At 67.2% G+C, this 19,225-nt stretch carries 16 protein-coding genes; 11 read left to right on the plus strand and 5 right to left on the minus strand.

Annotated features, from left to right (window positions below; translation table 11 throughout):
• The first annotated feature begins 19 nt into the window (after positions 1 to 19).
• From hemN to AC099J_RS22365, 4 genes are all read left to right on the plus strand, one after another.
• The gene (gene hemN, locus AC099J_RS22350; RefSeq protein WP_479617494.1) at positions 20 to 1,444 is read left to right on the plus strand and encodes an oxygen-independent coproporphyrinogen III oxidase; all 1,425 of its coding nucleotides are present in this window, start codon (positions 20 to 22) and stop codon (positions 1,442 to 1,444) included.
• Between the two features lie 89 nt (positions 1,445 to 1,533).
• The gene (locus tag AC099J_RS22355; protein WP_479617495.1) at positions 1,534 to 2,247 is read left to right on the plus strand and encodes a sulfite exporter TauE/SafE family protein; all 714 of its coding nucleotides are present in this window, start codon (positions 1,534 to 1,536) and stop codon (positions 2,245 to 2,247) included.
• Between the two features lie 280 nt (positions 2,248 to 2,527).
• Positions 2,528 to 3,826 carry an HD-GYP domain-containing protein gene (locus tag AC099J_RS22360; RefSeq protein ID WP_479617496.1) on the plus strand — a complete coding sequence of 433 codons (1,299 nt, stop codon included), beginning with the start codon at positions 2,528 to 2,530 and terminating at the stop codon, positions 3,824 to 3,826.
• Positions 3,823 to 5,943: a putative bifunctional diguanylate cyclase/phosphodiesterase gene (locus tag AC099J_RS22365; protein WP_479617497.1), complete on the plus strand. Its 2,121-nt coding sequence runs from the start codon at positions 3,823 to 3,825 to the stop codon at positions 5,941 to 5,943. The genes AC099J_RS22360 and AC099J_RS22365 overlap by 4 nt, the downstream gene beginning before the upstream one ends.
• Positions 5,944 to 5,976: 33 nt before the next feature.
• On the opposite strand, the gene AC099J_RS22370 is transcribed toward AC099J_RS22365, so the two are convergent.
• On the minus strand, positions 5,977 to 7,479 hold the full coding sequence (locus AC099J_RS22370; protein WP_479617498.1) for a Ppx/GppA phosphatase family protein: 1,503 nt from the start codon (positions 7,477 to 7,479) through the stop codon (positions 5,977 to 5,979).
• A gap of 199 nt (positions 7,480 to 7,678) precedes the next feature.
• Between AC099J_RS22370 and pstS the strand changes: the two genes are divergently transcribed.
• The 7 genes from pstS to phoR all read left to right on the plus strand — a co-directional run bounded on the left by pstS (position 7,679) and on the right by phoR (position 14,403).
• A complete protein-coding gene (gene pstS / locus AC099J_RS22375; protein WP_479617499.1) occupies positions 7,679 to 8,719 on the plus strand; it encodes a phosphate ABC transporter substrate-binding protein PstS in 1,041 nt (346 codons plus the stop codon).
• A gap of 83 nt (positions 8,720 to 8,802) precedes the next feature.
• Positions 8,803 to 9,804, plus strand: a complete 1,002-nt coding sequence (pstC, locus tag AC099J_RS22380) for a phosphate ABC transporter permease subunit PstC (protein WP_479617595.1) — start codon at positions 8,803 to 8,805, stop codon at positions 9,802 to 9,804.
• On the plus strand, positions 9,801 to 10,694 hold the full coding sequence (gene pstA / locus AC099J_RS22385) for a phosphate ABC transporter permease PstA (protein WP_479617500.1): 894 nt from the start codon (positions 9,801 to 9,803) through the stop codon (positions 10,692 to 10,694). Before pstC ends, pstA begins: the two co-directional genes overlap by 4 nt.
• 24 nt (positions 10,695 to 10,718) lie before the next feature.
• The gene (pstB, locus tag AC099J_RS22390; RefSeq protein ID WP_479617501.1) at positions 10,719 to 11,504 is read left to right on the plus strand and encodes a phosphate ABC transporter ATP-binding protein PstB; all 786 of its coding nucleotides are present in this window, start codon (positions 10,719 to 10,721) and stop codon (positions 11,502 to 11,504) included.
• Positions 11,505 to 11,529: 25 nt separating this feature from the next.
• Positions 11,530 to 12,231 (plus strand): phosphate signaling complex protein PhoU, encoded by a 702-nt coding sequence (phoU, locus tag AC099J_RS22395; RefSeq protein WP_479617502.1) that lies wholly within the window; start codon positions 11,530 to 11,532, stop codon positions 12,229 to 12,231.
• The gene (gene phoB, locus AC099J_RS22400; protein ID WP_479617503.1) at positions 12,231 to 12,989 is read left to right on the plus strand and encodes a phosphate regulon transcriptional regulator PhoB; all 759 of its coding nucleotides are present in this window, start codon (positions 12,231 to 12,233) and stop codon (positions 12,987 to 12,989) included. Before phoU ends, phoB begins: the two co-directional genes overlap by 1 nt.
• Positions 12,990 to 13,053: 64 nt before the next feature.
• On the plus strand, positions 13,054 to 14,403 hold the full coding sequence (phoR, locus tag AC099J_RS22405; RefSeq protein WP_479617504.1) for a phosphate regulon sensor histidine kinase PhoR: 1,350 nt from the start codon (positions 13,054 to 13,056) through the stop codon (positions 14,401 to 14,403).
• A 15-nt stretch (positions 14,404 to 14,418) separates the two neighbouring features.
• On the opposite strand, the gene AC099J_RS22410 is transcribed toward phoR, so the two are convergent.
• The 4 genes from AC099J_RS22410 to rho form a co-directional block, all read right to left on the minus strand.
• Positions 14,419 to 15,753 carry an MATE family efflux transporter gene (locus AC099J_RS22410; RefSeq protein ID WP_479617505.1) on the minus strand — a complete coding sequence of 445 codons (1,335 nt, stop codon included), beginning with the start codon at positions 15,751 to 15,753 and terminating at the stop codon, positions 14,419 to 14,421.
• Between the two features lie 17 nt (positions 15,754 to 15,770).
• Positions 15,771 to 17,483 carry a hypothetical protein gene (locus AC099J_RS22415; protein WP_479617506.1) on the minus strand — a complete coding sequence of 571 codons (1,713 nt, stop codon included), beginning with the start codon at positions 17,481 to 17,483 and terminating at the stop codon, positions 15,771 to 15,773.
• An 87-nt stretch (positions 17,484 to 17,570) separates the two neighbouring features.
• Positions 17,571 to 17,828, minus strand: a complete 258-nt coding sequence (locus AC099J_RS22420) for a type B 50S ribosomal protein L31 (RefSeq protein ID WP_479617507.1) — start codon at positions 17,826 to 17,828, stop codon at positions 17,571 to 17,573.
• A 120-nt stretch (positions 17,829 to 17,948) separates the two neighbouring features.
• Entirely contained in the window at positions 17,949 to 19,211 is a 1,263-nt protein-coding gene (rho, locus tag AC099J_RS22425; RefSeq protein ID WP_479617508.1) for a transcription termination factor Rho, read from the minus strand.
• Between the last annotated feature and the right edge of the window lie 14 nt (positions 19,212 to 19,225).

Here is a 19,225-nt window from a genome sequence, read left to right on the forward strand (position 1 = left end):
GTGCGCCTCTGGAGTGACCATGAACCCACCGCAGCTACTGGCCGCGCAAGCGACTGCCCCCGTGCCCCTGGATGTGTTGCGCCGCCTCGACAAGCCGGGGCCACGTTACACCTCTTATCCGACGGCGGACCGGTTTGTCGAGGCTTTCGATGCCGACGACTGGTTGCAGGCGATGCGTCAGCGCCGCGTCGGCGCGGCTGGGCGTGTGCTGCCGCTGTCGCTGTATGTGCACATTCCGTTCTGCGAATCGCTGTGCTACTACTGCGCCTGCAACAAGACCATCACACGGCACCACACGCGCGCCACCCGCTACCTGGACCATCTGGAGCGCGAGATCGGCCTGTACGTGCAGGCGCTGGGGTCTGGGCAGGCGGTGTCGCAGCTGCACCTGGGCGGTGGCAGCCCGACGTTTCTGAGCGACCACGAGCTGGCCCGGCTGATGGCGATGCTGCGGTCCCAGTTCACGCTGGCCCCGGGCGCCGAATGTGCCATCGAGGTCGACCCGCGTACCGTGGATGCCGGCCGCCTGCAGGCGCTGGCGGCGCTGGGTTTCAACCGCCTGAGCTTCGGCGTGCAGGATTTCGACCCGGCCGTGCAAAAAGCCGTGCACCGCGTGCAGCCCTGGGAACAAGTGGCCGCCCTGGTGCAAGCCGCGCGCGAGGTCGGCTTCGAATCGATGAATCTGGACTTGATCTACGGCCTGCCGCTGCAGACGCCCGATTCGTTCGCACGCACGCTGGCGCAGGTGGTCACGTTGCGGCCCGAGCGCATCGCGCTGTATGGCTATGCCCACCTGCCCGAGCGCTTCAAGCCCCAGCGGCGCATTCACGCTGCGGAACTGCCTGACGGCCCGGCGCGCGTGGACATGCTGGCGGCGGCATTGGCGACGTTCCAGGAGGCCGGTTACGTGCACGTGGGCATGGACCATTTCGCGCTGCCCACCGACAGCCTGGCCGTGGCCCGGCGCCAGGGCCGGCTGCACCGCAACTTCCAGGGCTACAGCACGCAGCCCGATTGCGATCTGGTGGCCCTGGGCGTCTCGGCGATCGGCAAGTTCGGTGCCAACTACGCGCAGAACGCCAAGTCACTGGAGGTGTATGGCGACCTGCTGGACCAGGGCCGGCTGCCGATCGAGCGCGGGCTGGCGCTGTCGCGCGACGACCTGCTGCGCCGCAGCGTGATCATGGCGCTGATGTGCCAGGGCGAGCTGCAGTTCGAGTCGATCGAGCTGGCCTGGCTGATCGACTTCCGCCAGACCTTTGCGGCCGAGCTGGAGGCCCTGCGCCCGTTCGAAACGGACGGGCTGGTGCAGATCGACGCCGGGCCGGGCGGCGGCCTGCGCGTGACGGCCAAGGGCTGGCTGCTGGTGCGTGCGGTGGCCATGGTCTTCGACGCCTACCAGGCGGCCGATCGCAAGCGGGCGACGTTCTCTCGCATCCTCTGAAATGACACTGCCCCCACGTTTACCGCTTCGCGTATCGCTGCCCTCCGAGGGGACGCGCCAGCGGCTTCGGGCGGCCGGGCGCCACTGACATGGCCGTCGAACTCGGCACGACCGCACTGTTGATGGGCCTGGCCGGTGGGCCGCATTGCGCACTGATGTGTGGCGCAGCCTGCGCCGGCATCGGCCGTGGCGGCGCAGCGGGCGGGCAGCGGGCGCTGGTGCTGTTTCACTTCGGGCGGGCGGCCGGCTACGCGGCCATGGGTGCGCTGGCGGCCTGGTCGCTGCAGGGCCTGGGCTGGTTGGGCGGTGCCAGTGTGGCGCTGCGGCCGGCCTGGTCGTTCATGCATCTGGCGGCCTTGGCGCTGGGTGTGGTGCTGCTGGTGCGCGGCCGCCAGCCGGCCTGGCTGGAGCGTCACGGCAAGGCACTGTGGCAGCGCGCCCGCGCGCGGCTGCCGGCGCGCGCCGGCCCTTTGTGGCTGGGGATGGCCTGGGCACTGATGCCATGCGGGCTGCTGCAGGCGGCGCTGATGACCGCTGCGCTGACCGGCCACCCCGCGGCCGGCGCCAGCGCCATGCTCGGCTTTGCAGGTGGGTCTGCGCTGTCGCTGTGGGCCGCGCCCTGGTTGCTGCAGCGGCTGCCGGCGTGGACTGCGGCCGGTGGCCCCGCTGCATCTGTGGCACGCATCGACACCGGTGCTGCCTGGGGCACGCGCGCGGCTGGTCTGGCGCTGGCGGCCAGCTCTGCCTGGGCGCTGTGGCGCGGGCTGGTGCATGACCAGGCGCCCTGGTGCCTGCCAGGTTGAGGGCGGGGTGCCCCCGTCGGGCGGTCGGGCTGGGCCTGCCGGATCGCTGCCAGGGTGGCCGTCAGGCGCGTGGGTTTGCGCCAAACGACGGCGCCTGTTCCGCGTGTCGGCAGGTTGCACTGTGCACATGCGCTGCCCGGCATCGGGCGCCACCGCGCCTCGTTCAGGGTTCGTTTGTGCGCGAATTGAACGATTAGTGTCGCGCACTTGCAGCAGTTGTTACCGAGTGTCAAACAAGCGCGACATAATATTTGCATGCAAAAAGCCCCCTCAGCCACCCATGGATGACATTTCGTCGCGCATGATCGATGTCGGTCAGCTGCGGCGCGGGCTCTTCGTGCAACTGGATCTGGGGTGGATGGACCACCCCTTTCCGAAGGGCAGCTTCAAGATCTCCTCGGACGACCAGATCCGCACCATCCGCGGCCTGGGCCTGACCCAGGTGCGCTACTTCCCGAACAAGAGCGACCCGGCCGAGCCCTTTGACCAGCCCGAGATCCGCGGCAACCAGCCGGCCGGCGTGACGGTCCACACGGCCAGCGAACGCCTCCAGATGGAAGCAGAAGCCCTGTTCGCCCAACACCGCCAGCGGCTGGAGGCGCAGGAGAACAGCCTTGCGCAATGCGAACGCCGATTCGGTGAGGTGGTGCACACCTACCAGGGTGTGGTGGCCGAGGCGGCCCTCAAGCCCGTGGAGGTGCGTGAGCGGTGCGAGGTGTTGGTGGCCAGCTGCGTGGCCGAGGTGCTGATGGACGGCGAGGCCGCCATCCGGCTGCTGTCCGAGGCGCCCGGCGAACGCAGCGCGACGCATCCGGTCAATGTCATGGTCATCTCGCTGCTGCTGGGCAAGGCGCTGGGCATGCCGGCGCAAGAGCTGGCAGACCTGGCGCTGGCGGCGCTGTTGCACGACCTGGGCAAGTCCCAGTTGCCCGAGCGTCTGCGTTGGGCGGACCCGGCCTTCACGGCCGGCGAGATGCAGATCTACGGTGAGCACGTGGGCGAGAGCGTCAAGCTGGCCAAGCGCATGGGCGTGCCGCAGCGGGCCATCCAGGCCATGGCCGAGCACCACGAAATGGTGGACGGCAGCGGCTTCCCGGGTGCGCTGTCCGGCGACCACATGAGCATCGGGGGCAAGGTGCTGGCGCTGGTGAATGCTTACGACAACCTGTGCAACCCGGGCCGGCTGGTGCATGCGATGACCCCGCACGAGGCCCTGTCGCTGATGTTCGCCAACCAGCGCACGCGCTTCGACACTGCGGCGCTCGGCGCCTTCATCCGCATGATGGGGGTGTACCCGCCGGGCTCGGTGGTGCAACTGGTCAACGACCGTTACGCGCTGGTGGTGTCGGTCAACCCCGCCCGGCCGCTCAAGCCGCGCGTGGTCGTGCACGATGCGGCCGTGCCACGCGAAGACGCGTTGATCGTCGATCTGGAGGCCGTGCCGGAGCTGGGCATCCGCCGCAGCCTGAAGCCCGCCCAGCTGCCCCGCGCGGCGCAGCAGTATCTGGCGCCGCGCCAGCGCGTGCGCTATTTCTACGAAAGGCCGCCGACCGGCACGCCCGCCGAGGCGCGCAGGTGAGCGGCGGCAGGCCGCCCACGCGTGGCCCCCAACCGGCTGCGGACAGCGAAGCTGCCCCTGCCAACGGCGAGCTGCTGGCCCCTCTGGTCGACTGCCTGCTGGAGGCCGTGCTGATCGTCGACGCGGCCAGCCTGCGCGTGCTGCACGCCAACCCGGCGGCCCAGGCGCTGACGCAGTTGCGGGCCGAAGATGTGCGCGGCCAGCGCGTGGAACTGCTGTGCCCTGCGCCGGAGGACCAGTTCTTCTGGGCCGAGGTGGCGCAGGGCCTTACCGATGTGATCCATTCCGAGACACTGCTGCGCCGCGCCAGCGGCCAGAGCCTGCAGGTGGAGCGCCGCGTCAGCCGGCTGTGGCTGGGCGACGGCACCAGCGTGTTCGTCGTCGGCCTGCACGACCGCACGCCACTGCAGCGCGTGCAGCATCAGCTGGAGATGATGCTGGCCGAGATGCAGGCCACGCTGGAATCGACTGCCGACGGCATCCTGGTGTCCGATCTGGACGGCAGCACCACCGCCTGCAACCGGCGCTTCAGCGAGTTGTGGGACCTGCCCGAGGCGCTGCTGGTGCGGCGCGACGACGAGGCCATGCGCCGCCACATGGCCGATTGCATGCGCGACCGCGACGGCTACCTGCGCCGGCTCGACGAGATCGTTGCCAGCCCGTTGGGCGAGGCGACCGACCTGCTGGAGCTGCGCTCGGGCAAGCTGCTCGAACGCACCACGCTGCCCAAGCAGAGCCAGGGCCGATCGGTCGGCCGCGTCTATTCCTTTCGCGACATCACCGAGCAGCGGGCCAGCCAGCAGCGCATCGAGCAGCTGGCCTACACCGACCTGCTGACGGGCTTGCCGAACCGGCTGCTGATGTCCCAGCGCATCGACTACGCGCTGCGGCTGGCCGAACGCGAGGGTGGCGAGTTCGCCGTGCTGTTCATCGACCTGGACCGCTTCAAGAACATCAACGATTCGCTGGGCCACCCATTCGGCGACCGCGTGCTGGTGGACGTGTCGCGGCGCCTGCAGGACTGCCTGCGCCAGGTCGACACGCTGTGCCGCCTGGGCGGCGACGAGTTCCTGGTGCTGCTGCACAAGGCCGACGTCACCGCCGCCGAGATGGTGGCGCGGCGGGTGATCGACGCGCTGGCGCAGCCGTTCGAGCTGGACGCGCTGCAGTTCTCGATCAGCTGCAGCATCGGCGTGGCCATGTTCCCGGCGGATGGCGTGTCCATGGACGTCCTGATCCAGTGCGCCGACACCGCCATGTACAGCGTCAAGGAGCGCGGGCGTGCCAACGTCGGCTTCTACCAGCCGCGCATGAACATGGAGCTGCTGGCGCGCATGAAGATGGAGCACGCCACGCGCCGGGCGGTGGAGGGCGGCGTGCTGCTGCTGCACTACCAGCCGCAAGTGCTGCTGGCCACCGGCGAGGTGCTGGGTTTCGAGGCGCTGGTGCGCTGGCCCGATCCCGAGCGCGGCATGATCCCGCCGGCCGATTTCATCCCGCTGGCCGAGGATTCAGGCTACATCGTCACGATCGGCACCTGGGTGCTGCGCGAGGCGGTGCGCCAGGCCGCGCAGTGGCAGCAGGCCGGCCAGCCGGTGCCGGTGTCGGTCAACGTCTCGCCGCTGCAGTTTCAGCAATCCGATTTCGTCGACAAGGTGGCTGCGGCGATCCGCGACCACGGCCTGGCGCCGCACTTGCTGGAACTGGAGCTGACCGAATCGATTTTGCTGCGCGACGCCGCCGAGGCGCTGCAGCGGGTCAACGAACTGGCGGCCCTGGGCGTGCAGTTGGCCATCGATGATTTCGGCACCGGCTATTCGAGCCTGGCCTATCTGAAACAGCTGCCGATCCGCAAGCTCAAGATCGACCGCTCCTTCATCCGCGGCCTGCCGGCCGATGAGAACGACCTGGCCATCGTGACCGCCATCGTGCAGATGGCCCGTGCGCTGCGCATGACGACGGTTGCCGAAGGGGTGGAGACCGAGGACCAGCGCGCGCTGCTGTCCACGCTGCGCTGCGACCAGTACCAGGGGTACCTGTGCGCGCCGGGCGTGCCGGCCGCGCAGGCACTGCGCTATCTGGGGCGCAGCGCACCCTGCGGCATCACGGAGACCTGAGCAGGCTGGCGCAAAGCGCCGCCGCCCGGTCGCTCAGAACCCATGCAAGTGCAGCGGCCAGGGCGTCTTGCCCCAGGCGGCGGCTTCCTCGCGCAGCAGGTGCGCCGATTGCGGGAAGGTGTCGGCCCAGCCGGCACGGCAGGTCAGCGTGCGCAGAGCCTGGTCGGGGCGGCTGCTGAGCTGCAGGCCGCGCACGTCGGGGTCACGCCGCGCGTGGCAGAGGATCACCGCCAGCCGCAGCGCCAGCAGTTGCTGGGCCAGCGTGGGATCGTTCAGCTCGGCCTCCAGCTTGCGCAGCTTGCCGCGGTGGCCCAGCACCAGCAGGCCCAGGCGGTGCAGCTCGGGCATGGCAAAGCCGGGTGCGTCGGCGTGGTCGAGCACATAGGCGCCGTGGCGGTGGTAGTCGCCGTGCGAGATCATGAACCCGATCTCGTGCAGCTGCGCGGCCCAGCCCAGCTTGCGCTGCTGGCGGTCGACCTCAGCGGCCGGGCGGCCGCTGCCGACCTGCAACTGCTCGAAAAACTGCAGTGCCACCGCGCGCACGCGGCCAGCCTGGGCCAGATCGGTGTCGAACTTCAGCGCCAGGCGGCGCACCGAGGCGGAGCGCACGTCGCTGTCCGCAGCGTCACGCTCCATCAGGTCATACAGCACCCCATGGCGCAGCGCACCTTCGGCAGCGTGCATCTCGTCGATGCCCAGCAGGTCGAATACGGACAGCAGGACGGACAGGCCACCGCCGATGACGAGCTTGCGGTCGTCCTTCATGCCCTCGATGCGCAGCCTGTCGATCGTTTCGGCCTTCAGCAGCCGCTCCATCAGCCATTCCAGCCCGGCACGGGGGATCAGCCCGGGCGTCCAGCCGGCTGCGGTCAGCATGTCGGCCACGGCGCCCACGGTGCCAGAGGCGCCGTAGGCGGCTGTCCACTGGTTCTTGCCGTAAGCGTCCAGCGCTTCGTCCAGCACGGCCTTGGCGGCGATCTGGGCGACGCGGAAGGCGTCGGCCTTGAACTCGCCCCGGGGAAAGTAGCGCATCGACCAGGCCACGCTGCCGACGCGGAACGAGTCCATGACCCGCGCGTCGTAGCCCTGGCCGAGGATCATCTCGGTCGAGCGTCCGCCAATGTCCACCACCAGGCGCTTCTCGTCGGATTGCGGCAGCAGCCGGGCCACGCCCTGGTAGATCAGCCGGGCCTCTTCGCGGCCGGGAATGACGTCGATCGGAAAACCCAGGATCTCGTGGCCCCGGGTCAGGAATTCCTCGCGGTTGCGTGCTTCACGCAGAGTCTGCGTGGCGACGGCGCGCACCTGGTGCTTGTCGAAACCGGCAAGCCGCTCGCCGAAGCGGGCCAGGCAATCGAGCCCCCGCTGCATGGCGTCGGCCGAGAGATTGCGTTGTTCGTCCAGGCCGTTGCCCTGGCGCACGACCTCTTTGAGGTACTCGGTGCGGCGAATCTGGCCATGGTCAATACGGCCGATCTCCAGCCGAAAGCTGTTGGAGCCCAGATCGAGGGCGGCGAGTCGTGTTCCGTTTTCCATGGCTGGGGCGCGATCGTAGCACCTGTGTTGCATTGCAACAATGCAGGTGTTGGGCGGGCTGCAACGCTCGCTCAGACGCTGCGGTGATGGGGCATTTTTGTCATGTTGCTGTCACACAACCTTCGTAAATTGCGGACCACTGCAGGCGGCAACCGCTGCCTGGCATTGCGTCCCGCAACCACTTCCTCGAGAGGTTTTCATGAACTCCATCACCCGTTTCTCCACCTTTGGCCTGCTGGGCCTGGCCGTTGTCGGCACCAGCTTTGCCCAGGACGTGACCGGCGCCGGCGCCAGCTTCCCCGCGCCCCTGTATTCCAAGTGGGCTGCCGACTACAACAAGGCCACCGGCACCAAAATTAACTACCAATCCGTGGGCTCCGGCGCCGGCATCAAGCAGATCGAAGCCAAGACCGTGGATTTCGGCGCCAGCGACATGCCGCTGAAGGATGAGGACCTGGCCGCTAAGGGGCTGATGCAGTTCCCCACGGTCATTGGTGGCGTGATTCCTGTGGTGAACATCCAGGGCATCAAGCCCGGCGAGATCAAACTGACCGGCCAGGTGCTGGGCGACATCTTTTTGGGCAAGATCACCAAGTGGAACGACCCCGCCATCGTGGCACTGAACGGCGACGTGAAGCTGCCCGACGCTGCCATCGCCCCGGTGCGCCGCGCCGACGGTTCGGGCACGACATTCCTGTTCACCAACTACCTCTCCAAGGTCAATGCCGAGTGGAAGTCCAAGGTCGGTGAAGGCACGGCCGTGAACTGGCCCGTTGGCGCGGGCGGCAAGGGCAACGAGGGGGTCGCCGCATTCGTGGGCCGCCTGCCCAACTCGATCGGCTATGTCGAGTACGCCTATGTCAAGCAGAACAAGATGACCTACACGCTGCTGCAGAACGCATCGACCAAGTATCCACAGCCCGACGAAGACTCCTTCAAGGCTGCTGCCGCTGGTGCACAGTGGGACAAGACTTTCTATCAGATCCTGACGAACCAGACCGGCGACAATGCCTGGCCCATCACCGGTGCCACTTTCATCCTGATGCACAAGAAGCAGGAGAAGCCAGCGGTTGCCGCATCGGCACTGAAGTTCTTCACGTGGGCCTACAAGGACGGCGACAAGACGTCCAGCGACTTGGACTACGTGCCCATGCCCGCCTCGGTCAAGGGCGTGATCCAGAAGTCCTGGGACCAGATCACCGACTCTTCCGGCAAGCCGGTTGCGATGGCCGCGAACTAATCGCTGTCTGACCCCCGCCTGACCTGACCACCCGAGCCACTGCCGTGTCTTCTACACTTCCAGCGAACGGCACCCCTTTCGATATGTCCGGCAAGGGTGCCGGCAAAGGGGGTGAACGCGCGATGACAACACCTCCCCCCAAAAAGGCCCGCAGTGGCCCCATGGCCGACCGCCTGTTCGGCTGGGCCGCCAAAGGCGCAGCGTGGATCACGCTGCTGCTGCTGATCGGCATCCTGGCGTCGCTGATCCAGGGTGCCTGGCCCGCGATCGCCAAGTACGGGCTGAGTTTCCTCACCAGCACCACCTGGGACCCGGTGCAGGAAGAGTTCGGCGGCTTGGTCATGATCTACGGCACGCTGATGACCTCGATCATTGCGTTGATCATCGCGGTGCCAGTCAGTTTCGGCATCGCGCTGTTCCTGACCGAGCTGTCGCCGGCCTGGCTCAAGCGCCCGCTGGGCACGGCCATCGAGCTGTTGGCTGCGGTGCCTTCCATCGTCTACGGCATGTGGGGCCTGTTGGTGTTCGGCCCGATCCTGGCGACCTATGTGCAGCAGCCGCTGCAAAGTCTTTTTGACGGCGTGCCCTACCTGGGTGCGCTGGTGTCGGGGCCCCCGGTGGGCATCGGCATTTTGTCGGCCGGCATCATCCTGGCCATCATGATCATCCCGTTCATCGCCTCGGTGATGCGCGATGTGTTCGAGGTCACGCCCCCGCTGCTCAAAGAGTCCGCTTATGGTCTGGGTGCGACCACCTGGGAAGTCATGTCCAAAGTGGTGCTGCCCTACACCAAGGCCGGCGTCGTTGGCGGCATCATGTTGGGCTTGGGCCGCGCTTTGGGCGAGACCATGGCCGTGACGTTCGTCATCGGGAACATGAACCAGCTCGATTCGCTGAGCTTGTTCCAGGCCGCCAACTCCATCACCTCGGCCCTGGCCAATGAATTTGCTGAAGCCGGGGCTGGCCTGCATCAGGCAGCGCTGATGTACCTGGGCCTGGTGCTGTTCTTCATCACGTTCGTCGTGCTGACCTGTTCCAAGCTGCTGCTGTCCCAGTTGCGCAAGGGCGAGGGATCCAAGTCATGAACACTTCTACGACGGGGCAGATGCTGCTCGACAAGGCCAATTTCGAGGCTGGCCGCCAGGCCAAGTTCGCACGCCGCAAGTTCATGAACCAGGTCGCGCTGACCCTCTCGCTCGTCGCCATGGTGTTCGGTCTGTTCTGGCTGGTTTGGATCCTATGGGAGACCATCCGCCTGGGGGTCGGCGGCCTGGCGCTCGCCACGTTCACCGAGATGACGCCACCACCCAACGAAGTGGGCGGCATCGCCAACGCGATCTACGGCTCGTTCCTGATGGTCATGGTGGCCACGTTCGTCGGCACACCGATCGGCATCATGGCCGGCATCTACCTGGCCGAGTACGACCCCAAGGGCTGGCTGGCTTCGGTCACGCGTTTCGTCAACGACATCCTGCTGTCGGCGCCCTCCATCGTGATCGGTCTGTTCGTCTACGCCGTGGTCGTCTCGCAGATGCGGGCCTTCTCGGGCATTGCCGGCTCTATCGCGCTGGCGCTGATCGTGATCCCGGTGGTCATCCGCACGACAGAGAACATGCTGCAGCTCGTGCCGCCTGGCCTGCGCGAAGCCGCCTATGCACTGGGCACGCCCAAGTGGAAGGTGATCATGAGCATCACGCTGCGCGCCGCGCGGGCTGGCGTTGTCACCGGCATCCTGCTGGCCGTGGCCCGCATCGCTGGCGAGACCGCGCCGCTGCTGTTCACCGCGCTGAACAACCAGTTCTGGACCTCCAGCATGGGCGAGCCGATGGCCAGCCTGCCGGTCACGATCTTCAAGTTCGCGATGAGCCCCTACGAGAACTGGCAGCAACTGGCATGGGCCGGTGTGTTCCTGATCACGCTGGCGGTGCTTGGCCTCAATATTCTGGCCCGCGTGCTGACGCGTTCCAAGCATTAACCGAATTTCCAAGAGAGAACCGATATGTCCGCCAGCATTGCCGCCCCCGTGGCCGAGCGCGCCAAGATCTCCGTCAAGGACCTGAACTTCTATTACGGCAAGTTCCACGCTCTGAAGAGCATCAACCTGGAAATTCCTGAACGCAAGGTCACGGCCTTCATCGGCCCGTCCGGCTGCGGCAAGTCCACGCTGTTGCGCACCTTCAACCGCATGTTCGAGTTGTACCCGGAGCAGCGCGCCGAGGGCCAGATCGTGCTGGACGGCGAGGATCTGCTGAAGTCCAAGCAAGACGTGGCACTGGTGCGTGCCAAGGTCGGCATGGTGTTTCAGAAGCCCACGCCGTTCCCGATGTCGATCTACGACAACATCGCCTTCGGCGTGAAGCTGTTCGAGAACCTGAACGCGACCGACATGGACGAGCGCGTGGAATGGGCGCTGCGCAAGGCCGCGCTGTGGACCGAGGTCAAGGACAAGCTGCAGCAAAGCGGCTCGGGCCTGTCCGGCGGTCAACAGCAGCGTCTGTGCATCGCCCGCGGCATTGCCATCAAGCCCGAGGTGCTGCTGCTAGACGAGCCCTGCTCGGCACTCGACCCGATCTCCACCTCGAAGATCGAGGAGTTGATCACCGAGCTCAAGAACGATTACACGGTGGTCATCGTGACCCACAACATGCAGCAGGCCGCCCGCTGCAGCGACTACACGGCCTACATGTACCTGGGTGATCTGATGGAGTTCGGCGCCACCGAGGAGCTGTTCTTCAAGCCCAAGCGCAAGGAGACCGAGGATTACATCACCGGTCGATTCGGCTGATCCAGGCTCTCAAGAGGAACACCCTATGGCGGACAAACATCTTTCCACGCAATTCGACGCTGAGCTGAACGGCGTCTCCAGCCGCGTGATGGAGCTCGGCGGATTGGTCGAAGCCCAGATCCGCAAAGCCATCTATGCGCTGTCGCAGTTCAGCGTTGAAGTGGCCGACGAGGTCGCTGCGACCGAGCACCGCGTCAACGCGATGGAGATCGAGATCGACCGCGAGCTGGCCTCCATCATCGGCCGGCGCCAGCCCACGGCGCGCGATCTGCGCCTGCTGCTGGCCATCTCCAAGACCACGGCCAACCTGGAGCGCGTTGGCGACGAATCGGCCAAGATCGCGCGCATGGTCAAGTCCATCATCGAAAGCGGCTCTGCGCGCTCGCTGCCCACTCTGGATCTGCGGGTGTCGGCCGACCTCGCCTCGGGGCTGCTGCGCAAGGCGCTGGACGCGTTCGCGCGCCTGGACACGGCCGCTGCCGTCAGCATCCTGAAGGAAGACGATCTGATCGACCAGGAGTTCGATGGCTTCGTGCGCAAGCTCATCACCTACATGATGGAAGACCCGCGCACGATCTCGGCCAGCCTGGATCTGCTGTTCCTGGCCAAGGCCATCGAGCGCATCGGCGACCACTCCAAGAACATCGCCGAGTTCATCATCTACATCGTCAAGGGAGCCGACGTGCGCCACACCAGCATGGAGCAGGTCGAGTCGGCGGTTCTGTAATGAAGCACCTGCCCCGAGTCTTGATCGTCGAGGACGAGCCGGCGATTGCCGAACTGCTGGCCGTCAACCTGCGGCACAGCGGCTTCCAGCCGATCTGGTCCATGGACAGCGTGACCGCGCAGCTCGAGATGGATGCAGTGCTGCCCGACGTGATCCTGCTGGACTGGATGCTGCCGGGTGAGAGCGGCTTGTCGCTGGCGCGCAAGTGGCGTGCGGACCCGCGCACCAGGGGCGTGCCCATCATCATGTTGACGGCACGTAGCGACGAGCAGGACCGCGTGTCGGGTCTGGACGCCGGTGCCGATGACTACATCACTAAGCCGTTCTCCACCAAGGAGATGCTGGCCCGCATTCGTGCTGTGCTGCGCCGCCGCGCGCCCGAGCAAGCCGGTGGCTCGGTGCAGATCGGTGCGCTGCTGCTGGATGCATCGACGCACCGTGTCACCTTCGACAGCCAGCCGCTGAAGATGGGTCCGACCGAGTTCAAGCTCTTGCACTACCTGATGCAGCACGCCGAGCGCGTGCACAGCCGCTCGCAGCTGCTGGACCGCGTCTGGGGTGACCACGTCTTCATCGAGGAGCGCACGGTGGACGTGCACGTCAAGCGCCTGCGCGAGGCGCTGGGCGCAGCCGGCACCATGGTGGAGACGGTGCGCGGCGCCGGCTACCGCATCACGGCACAGCCGGTGGTGGCACCGGTGCTGTCCGACGGCGGCGCACGCGGCGCACAGACGCCGCAGGCTTCGCCCTCGGTCTGACCATCGCGGGCACGGCCGCGCCGGCCTGGGCGCCGGCGGCCTGATTGCTAAGAGAATCGGCGGCATGTGGTTGCGTTTCCTGAGTTTTCTGTTGGTCCAACTCGCCGGCGCCTTGCTCGGCTGGTGGTTGGGCCGGTGGCCTGGGGCCTGTGTCGGTGCGGTGCTGGCCGGAGCGCTGTGGTGGGGTATCGACCTGTTGCGGGCCCGCCGCATGCTGAACTGGCTGCGCGAAGGCGAGCTCGCCCAGCTGCCGCGCATGGGCGGGCTGTGGGGTGAAATGTCCGACCGAATGCGGCGCCTGCTGCGCCAGCACGAATCGCGGTTGCAGACGAGCGACCTGCGGTTGCAGGAGTTCCTGCAGGCGATCCAGGCCTCGTCGAACGGTGTGGTGCTGCTGGACGCCGACGGCCGCATCGAGTGGTGCAACCAGATGGCAGCCTCGCACTTCGGCATCGACGGCGATCGCGACCGGTTGCAGCTGATCGGCAATCTGGTGCGCGACCCGGGCTTCACGGCCTACTACGCGCAGCCCGAGCGCAGCCCCGGTGCCGTGCTGGCCGGGCAGGGCGACAGCGCCGGCCGGCCGGTGCGGCTGGCCGTACGCCTGCATGCCTATGGCGAGGGCAAGCGGTTGCTGCTGTCCAACGATGTGACGGCGCTGGAGCAAGCCGAGGCCATGCGGCGAGATTTCGTTGCCAATGTGTCGCACGAGATCCGCACACCGCTGACCGTGCTGATGGGGTTTGTGGAGACGTTGCAGTCGCTTGCGCTGGACGAGTCCGATCGCGCACGGTATCTGGAGCTGATGTCACAGCAGGCCGCGCGCATGCAGTCGCTGGTCAGCGATCTGCTGACGCTGTCGCGCATCGAAGGCAGCCCGCCGCCGAGCAAGTCCGAATGGACACCGCTGGTCGAACTGATGGCGCGCTGCGAGGAGGATGCGCAGGCCTTGTCGGCGCTGCTCACTGCGGGCCAGGGCTCGGGGCATGTGCTGCGCTTCGACTGCACGCCAGACGCCGCATTGGCCGGCTCTCGCAGCGAGCTGCTCAGCGCCATGTCCAACCTGGTCAGCAACGCCCTGCGCTACACGCCGGCGGGCGGCAGCATCACCGTGGTCTGCAAGGTCTTGGCCGGCGGGCGGGCCGAGTTCTCGGTGACGGACACCGGCCCCGGCGTTGCGCCCGAGCACTTGCCGCGGCTGACTGAGCGCTTCTACCGCGTGGACGGCAGCCGCTCGCGCGAGACTGGCGGCACCGGACTGGGTCTGGCCATCGTCAAGCACGTCGCGCAGCGCCATGGTGCCGAGTTGCGCATGCAATCGACGCTGGGCCGCGGTTCGCGCTTTGCCATTGACTTTCCGCCGCAGCGCGTGCGCACGGAGTTGCAGTTGCGCAGCGCGCCGGTCCAGGCCTAGCGCGGCGGCGCTCTGTCAGCGCGCGCGCGAGGCGCGCTGCAGCAGCACCAGAAAGATCACCGCCACCAGGCCGAGCGCGACAGCCCCGGCCATCCAGAACGCCGCAGGCGACTGCAGGGCGGGCCAAGGTCCGATGCCCTGGTAGGCCAGCACGTAGCCACCGGCCAGCCCCAGGCCCCACAGCAGCACGCCGTAGACGAGCAGCGGCGCCACCGTGACGCGGTAGCTGCGCAGCACGAACACACACATCGCCTGCACCGTGTCGGCCAGGTGGTACAGCGCGACCCAACCGATCAGTGCGCCGGCACTGACGGCGACAGCGGCGCTGCCGGCGTAGAGCGCGGCGATGGGGCCGCGCAACAACCAGGCCGATGCGGCCAGCACCAGCGCGGAACCGATCGCCAACGCCAGCCCCGTGCGCAGGCTGGCCCGTGCGCCCGCCGCGTTGCCCTGGCCCAGCCACCAGCTCACGCGTGCGCTCGTGGCCAGGCCCAGCGACAGTGGCGACATGTACAGCACGGCCGTCAGGTTGGCAGCGATCTGGTGAGCGGCTGACGCCTGGGTACCCAGTCGGGCGATCAGCAGCGCCATCAACGTGAACGAGGTGACCTCGACCATCACCGCCAGGCCGCCGGGGACGCCCAGGCGCAGGAATTCTGCGATGCGCCGCCAGTCCGGCGCCTCGAGTGCCTGCCAGATGCGCAGCTCGCGGTACAGCGTCTGCGTGTGCAGCGTCCAGAGCGCCACGCCCAGCATGGCGTAGTTGACGACCAGCGTCGCCCAGGCGCAGCCCACGGCGCCACCGGCTGGCAGGCCCGCGCCGCCGAAGGCAAACCACAGCGACAGCGGCACCTTCAGCGCCAGCCCGCCGACCTGCAGCCAGGTAACCAGCTTCGGGTGGCCCAGGCTCTGGTTCAGCGTGCTGTACAGGCGAAACAGCAGTGCGGGCGGCAGCGCCAACGCCAGCACTGCCAGGTAGCCCGTGATTTCCGCCTGCAGCGCGGGCGGCACCTGCGCCCAGCGCAGCAGAGCGGCAGGCGCCAGCAGGACCGCGCCGCCGAGAACCGCGCAACATGCCGCCAGGTACAGCGCCTGGCGGACCGAGGCGCCGATGTCGCCCGTGCGGCCGGCGCCGCGCAGTTCGGCCCACACGGGCAGCAGCGCCTGCAGCACGCCCATCAGCGCCACGAACACGCTGATGTAGATGGCCGAGCCGACCGACAGCGCGGCCAGCGCGGCTTCGGAATGGCGGCCGGCGACCATCGTATCGGTCACACCGAAGGCCATGACGGCCAGCTGGCCCACCAGCACGGTGGCCGCGTGCCGACCGATGACGGACAGATCGGACATGGGGGCCGCGGCGGCGGTCAGCGGCGGAACAGCAGGACGTCCTCGTCCTTGTCCGCAGGCCGGCGGACTGAGGCGACCAAGGTCCACTGGCCCGCCGGGATGTCCTGGCGGAACGTGGGCAGGGCGTCCGAGTCCACCAGCAGCCAGGGGCAGGAGGGCGTGGCGGTGGCCGGCTGCAACTGCATCTGCCCGTGGTGGCGGAATGCAGCCACCTGGGCGCGCGTGAAGCCATAGGTCTCAACGCAGCCTGGCGCATCCATGCGGGCCTGCACGTTGCGCACCAGCGGGCCGTAGCTGCGCGCGTAGTTCAGCGTGGGCAGGCCCAGCGTCGTCAGGAGCACCCAGCACAAGGCCGTGCCACCGGCGGGCAGCACCAGGCTCTTCCAGATGGCCGACGGGTGGCGGCCCACGCGCCAGCGCACCAGCCAGGCCCAGATGCCAGTGGCCGCGAGCGCGATCACGAACGCTGTGAGCGAGAAGCTGGGCACGAAACCCGGCGCCAGCTTGGCCACGTTGGCCGCCGGCTTGGCGGGCACGCCGGTCTGGAGCGAGATCCAGATCACCCAGATGGCGATGGCCGAGCTGGTGAAGAACAGCAGCGTGAACCAGTCGATCAGTGCACCCACGCTGCGGCCGAACGTGGGCAGCGCGAATGCGGCCAGCGCCGCCAGCGCGGGCAGGCCCAGCAACAGCGAGCGGTCGGACGAGGGCGTCAGCAGCGTGCACCCCAGCACCACAGCCAGCATCCACAAGGGAATCGCAAAGTGGCGGTCGGGCCGGCCGCCGCTGAGTTGGCGGCGCCAGCGCCACAGCGTCCATAGCGCCATCGGCCAGACGGGCCAGGTGAACCACAGCAGCAAACGGCCCAGGCTGCGCCAGGTGGTCCACTGCGGTGCCGGCAGCGCGATGCGCCAGCGCCATAGATCGAGCGACCAGGCCAGTGCCCCAGCGGCCAGCGTGACCAGAAGGATGGCCAACGCGACCAGGCGCTGGCGCCGGGACACTTCGGGAGGTGCCGGCGAGACATCGTCGTCCAGCAGGCTGATGGCGGCGCCGCCCAGGCCGAACAGGAGCGACAGCGCGGGCGCGCCCGATAGCGACAAGCCGACCAGGCCGGCGGCGGTGGCGGCCAGCGCCATCCGCGGGCGCCAGGGCAGGGTGGACAGGCCGAAGAAGACCAGTGCCGTGCAGCACAGCTGCGTCTGCGCGGGCGTGATCTCGTGCGACATCTGGGCCAGGCCCAGGCAGGCGATCAGCGCCAGCAAGCCGCCATCGGCCAGCGCGCGCGAATAGTCGCTAGGCCGCGCCTCGCCCCCGAACGCGAAGGCCACCGGCTGTGCGCGCGGTGATCGGGCCAGGTAGTAGACGGCATACCAGGTGGCGCTCAAGGTCAGCAGCAGCAGGGCGACGAACGGCAGGCGTGCAGCCAAGGCCGGGTCCAGCCATTCCGGGGCGATGCGCAGGCCCCACGCACCCAGCCAGAACGGCAGCAGCACACCGCTTTCGGGCAGGCCCATCAGCGTCGGGTTCCACCACGAGCTGCTGCCGGTGGCGAGCTCGACCATGTATCCAAAGGCGGCGACGTCAGCGCTCTTCAACGGGTCGCGGCCAATGAAGCCGGCCAGCACATACGCCGCGCACAACAGCAGCAGCGCCGCGCGCGGCAGCGGCCGCACGGCGCTCTGCGCCACGATGGCGGGGCTGGGCTGTTGAAGGAGGGAGTCGCGCATCAGCGAGGCGTCGCCGTGTCGGCAACAAAAAGGGCAGCGCGGTTGAACCGGGCTGCCCTTGTCGCCGACCGCGGCAGGCGGAGCTGCTTACTTGGCAGCCGTCTTGCCGAAGCGGTTGCGGAAGCGCTCCACGCGGCCACCCATGTTGTCCACGGACTTCTGCGTGCCCGTGTAGAAGGGATGCGATTCGCTGGAGGTGTCGAGCTTGTACAGCGGCAGTTCACGGCCGTCGTCCATCTTGACCATTTCCTTGGTGTTCACGCACGAACGGGTGACGAACTTGAAGTTGTTCGACAGGTCCACGAAGCACACTTCGCGGTAGTTCGGGTGGATGCCTTCTTTCATGGGAATTCCTTGGGTAGTCAGTTGCGAGAGCCGTCGCGTGCCTTGCACGAACCGATCGTGCAATCCAAAGCGCGGGATACTTTTCGCGAAAAGCCTGCGATTATGGCACAGGCCACTGCATCAACCGCCTCGGCGCATCATGTCGAAGAACTCGTTGTTATTCTTCGTGGCGCGCATGTTCTTGAGCATCAATTCCATCGATTCGATCTCGTCCATGTTGTACATGAACTGGCGCAGGATGCGGCTCTTCTGCAGGATCTCGGGCGCCAGCAGCAACTCTTCGCGGCGTGTGCCGCTGCGGTTGAGCTGCAGCGAGGGGAACACGCGCTTTTCGTACAGGCGGCGGTCCAGGTGAATTTCGCAATTGCCCGTACCCTTGAACTCTTCGAAGATGACTTCGTCCATGCGGCTGCCGGTGTCGATCAGCGCCGTGCCGATGATGGTCAGCGAGCCGCCTTCTTCGACATTGCGTGCGGCACCCAGGAAGCGCTTGGGGCGCTGCAGCGCGTTGGAATCGACACCACCCGTCAGCACCTTGCCCGAGGACGGCACGACGTTGTTGTAGGCGCGGGCCAGGCGCGTGATGGAGTCCAAAAGGATCACCACGTCCTTCTTCAATTCGACCAGGCGCTTGGCGCGCTCGATCACCATTTCGGCCACGTGCACGTGGCGCGCTGCCGGCTCGTCGAAGGTGGAGGCGATGACTTCGCCCTTGACCGAGCGCTGCATCTCGGTCACTTCTTCAGGCCGCTCATCGACCAGCAGCACCATCATGTAGCTGTCCGGGTAGTTGGCGGCGATGGCGTGGGCGATGTGCTGCATCATCACCGTCTTGCCGCTCTTGGGCGGCGCCACCAGCAGCGCGCGCTGGCCCTTGCCGATGGGCGCGACGATGTCGATGATGCGGCCGGTGATGTTCTCTTCGCCCTTGATGTCACGCTCGAGCTTCATCTGCTCCTTGGGGAACAGCGGGGTCAGGTTCTCGAACATGACCTTGTGCTTGTTCTCTTCGGGGCCGCCGCCGTTGACCTTGTCCAGCTTGTTCAGCGCGAAGTAACGCTCGCCATCCTTGGGCGTGCGCACTTCGCCTTCGATCATGTCGCCGGTGTGCAGGTTGAAGCGGCGCACCTGGCTGGGGCTGATGTAGATGTCGTCGGTGCTGGCCGTGTAGCTGGTGTCCGGGCTGCGCAGGAAGCCGAAACCATCGGGCAGGATCTCCAGCACACCGTCCGCAATGATCTGCTCGCCTGCGCGCGCGCGCTTCTTGATGATCGCGAACATCAGCTCCTGCTTGCGCATGCGCCCCGTGTTCTCGATTTCAAGCTCTTCGGCCTGCCGGAGGACTTCGGACACGTGCAGTGCCTTGAGTTCGTTTAAGTGCATGGGATGACTCCGTC

The sequence above is a fragment of the Rhodoferax sp. RT4P68 genome (assembly GCF_056521305.1).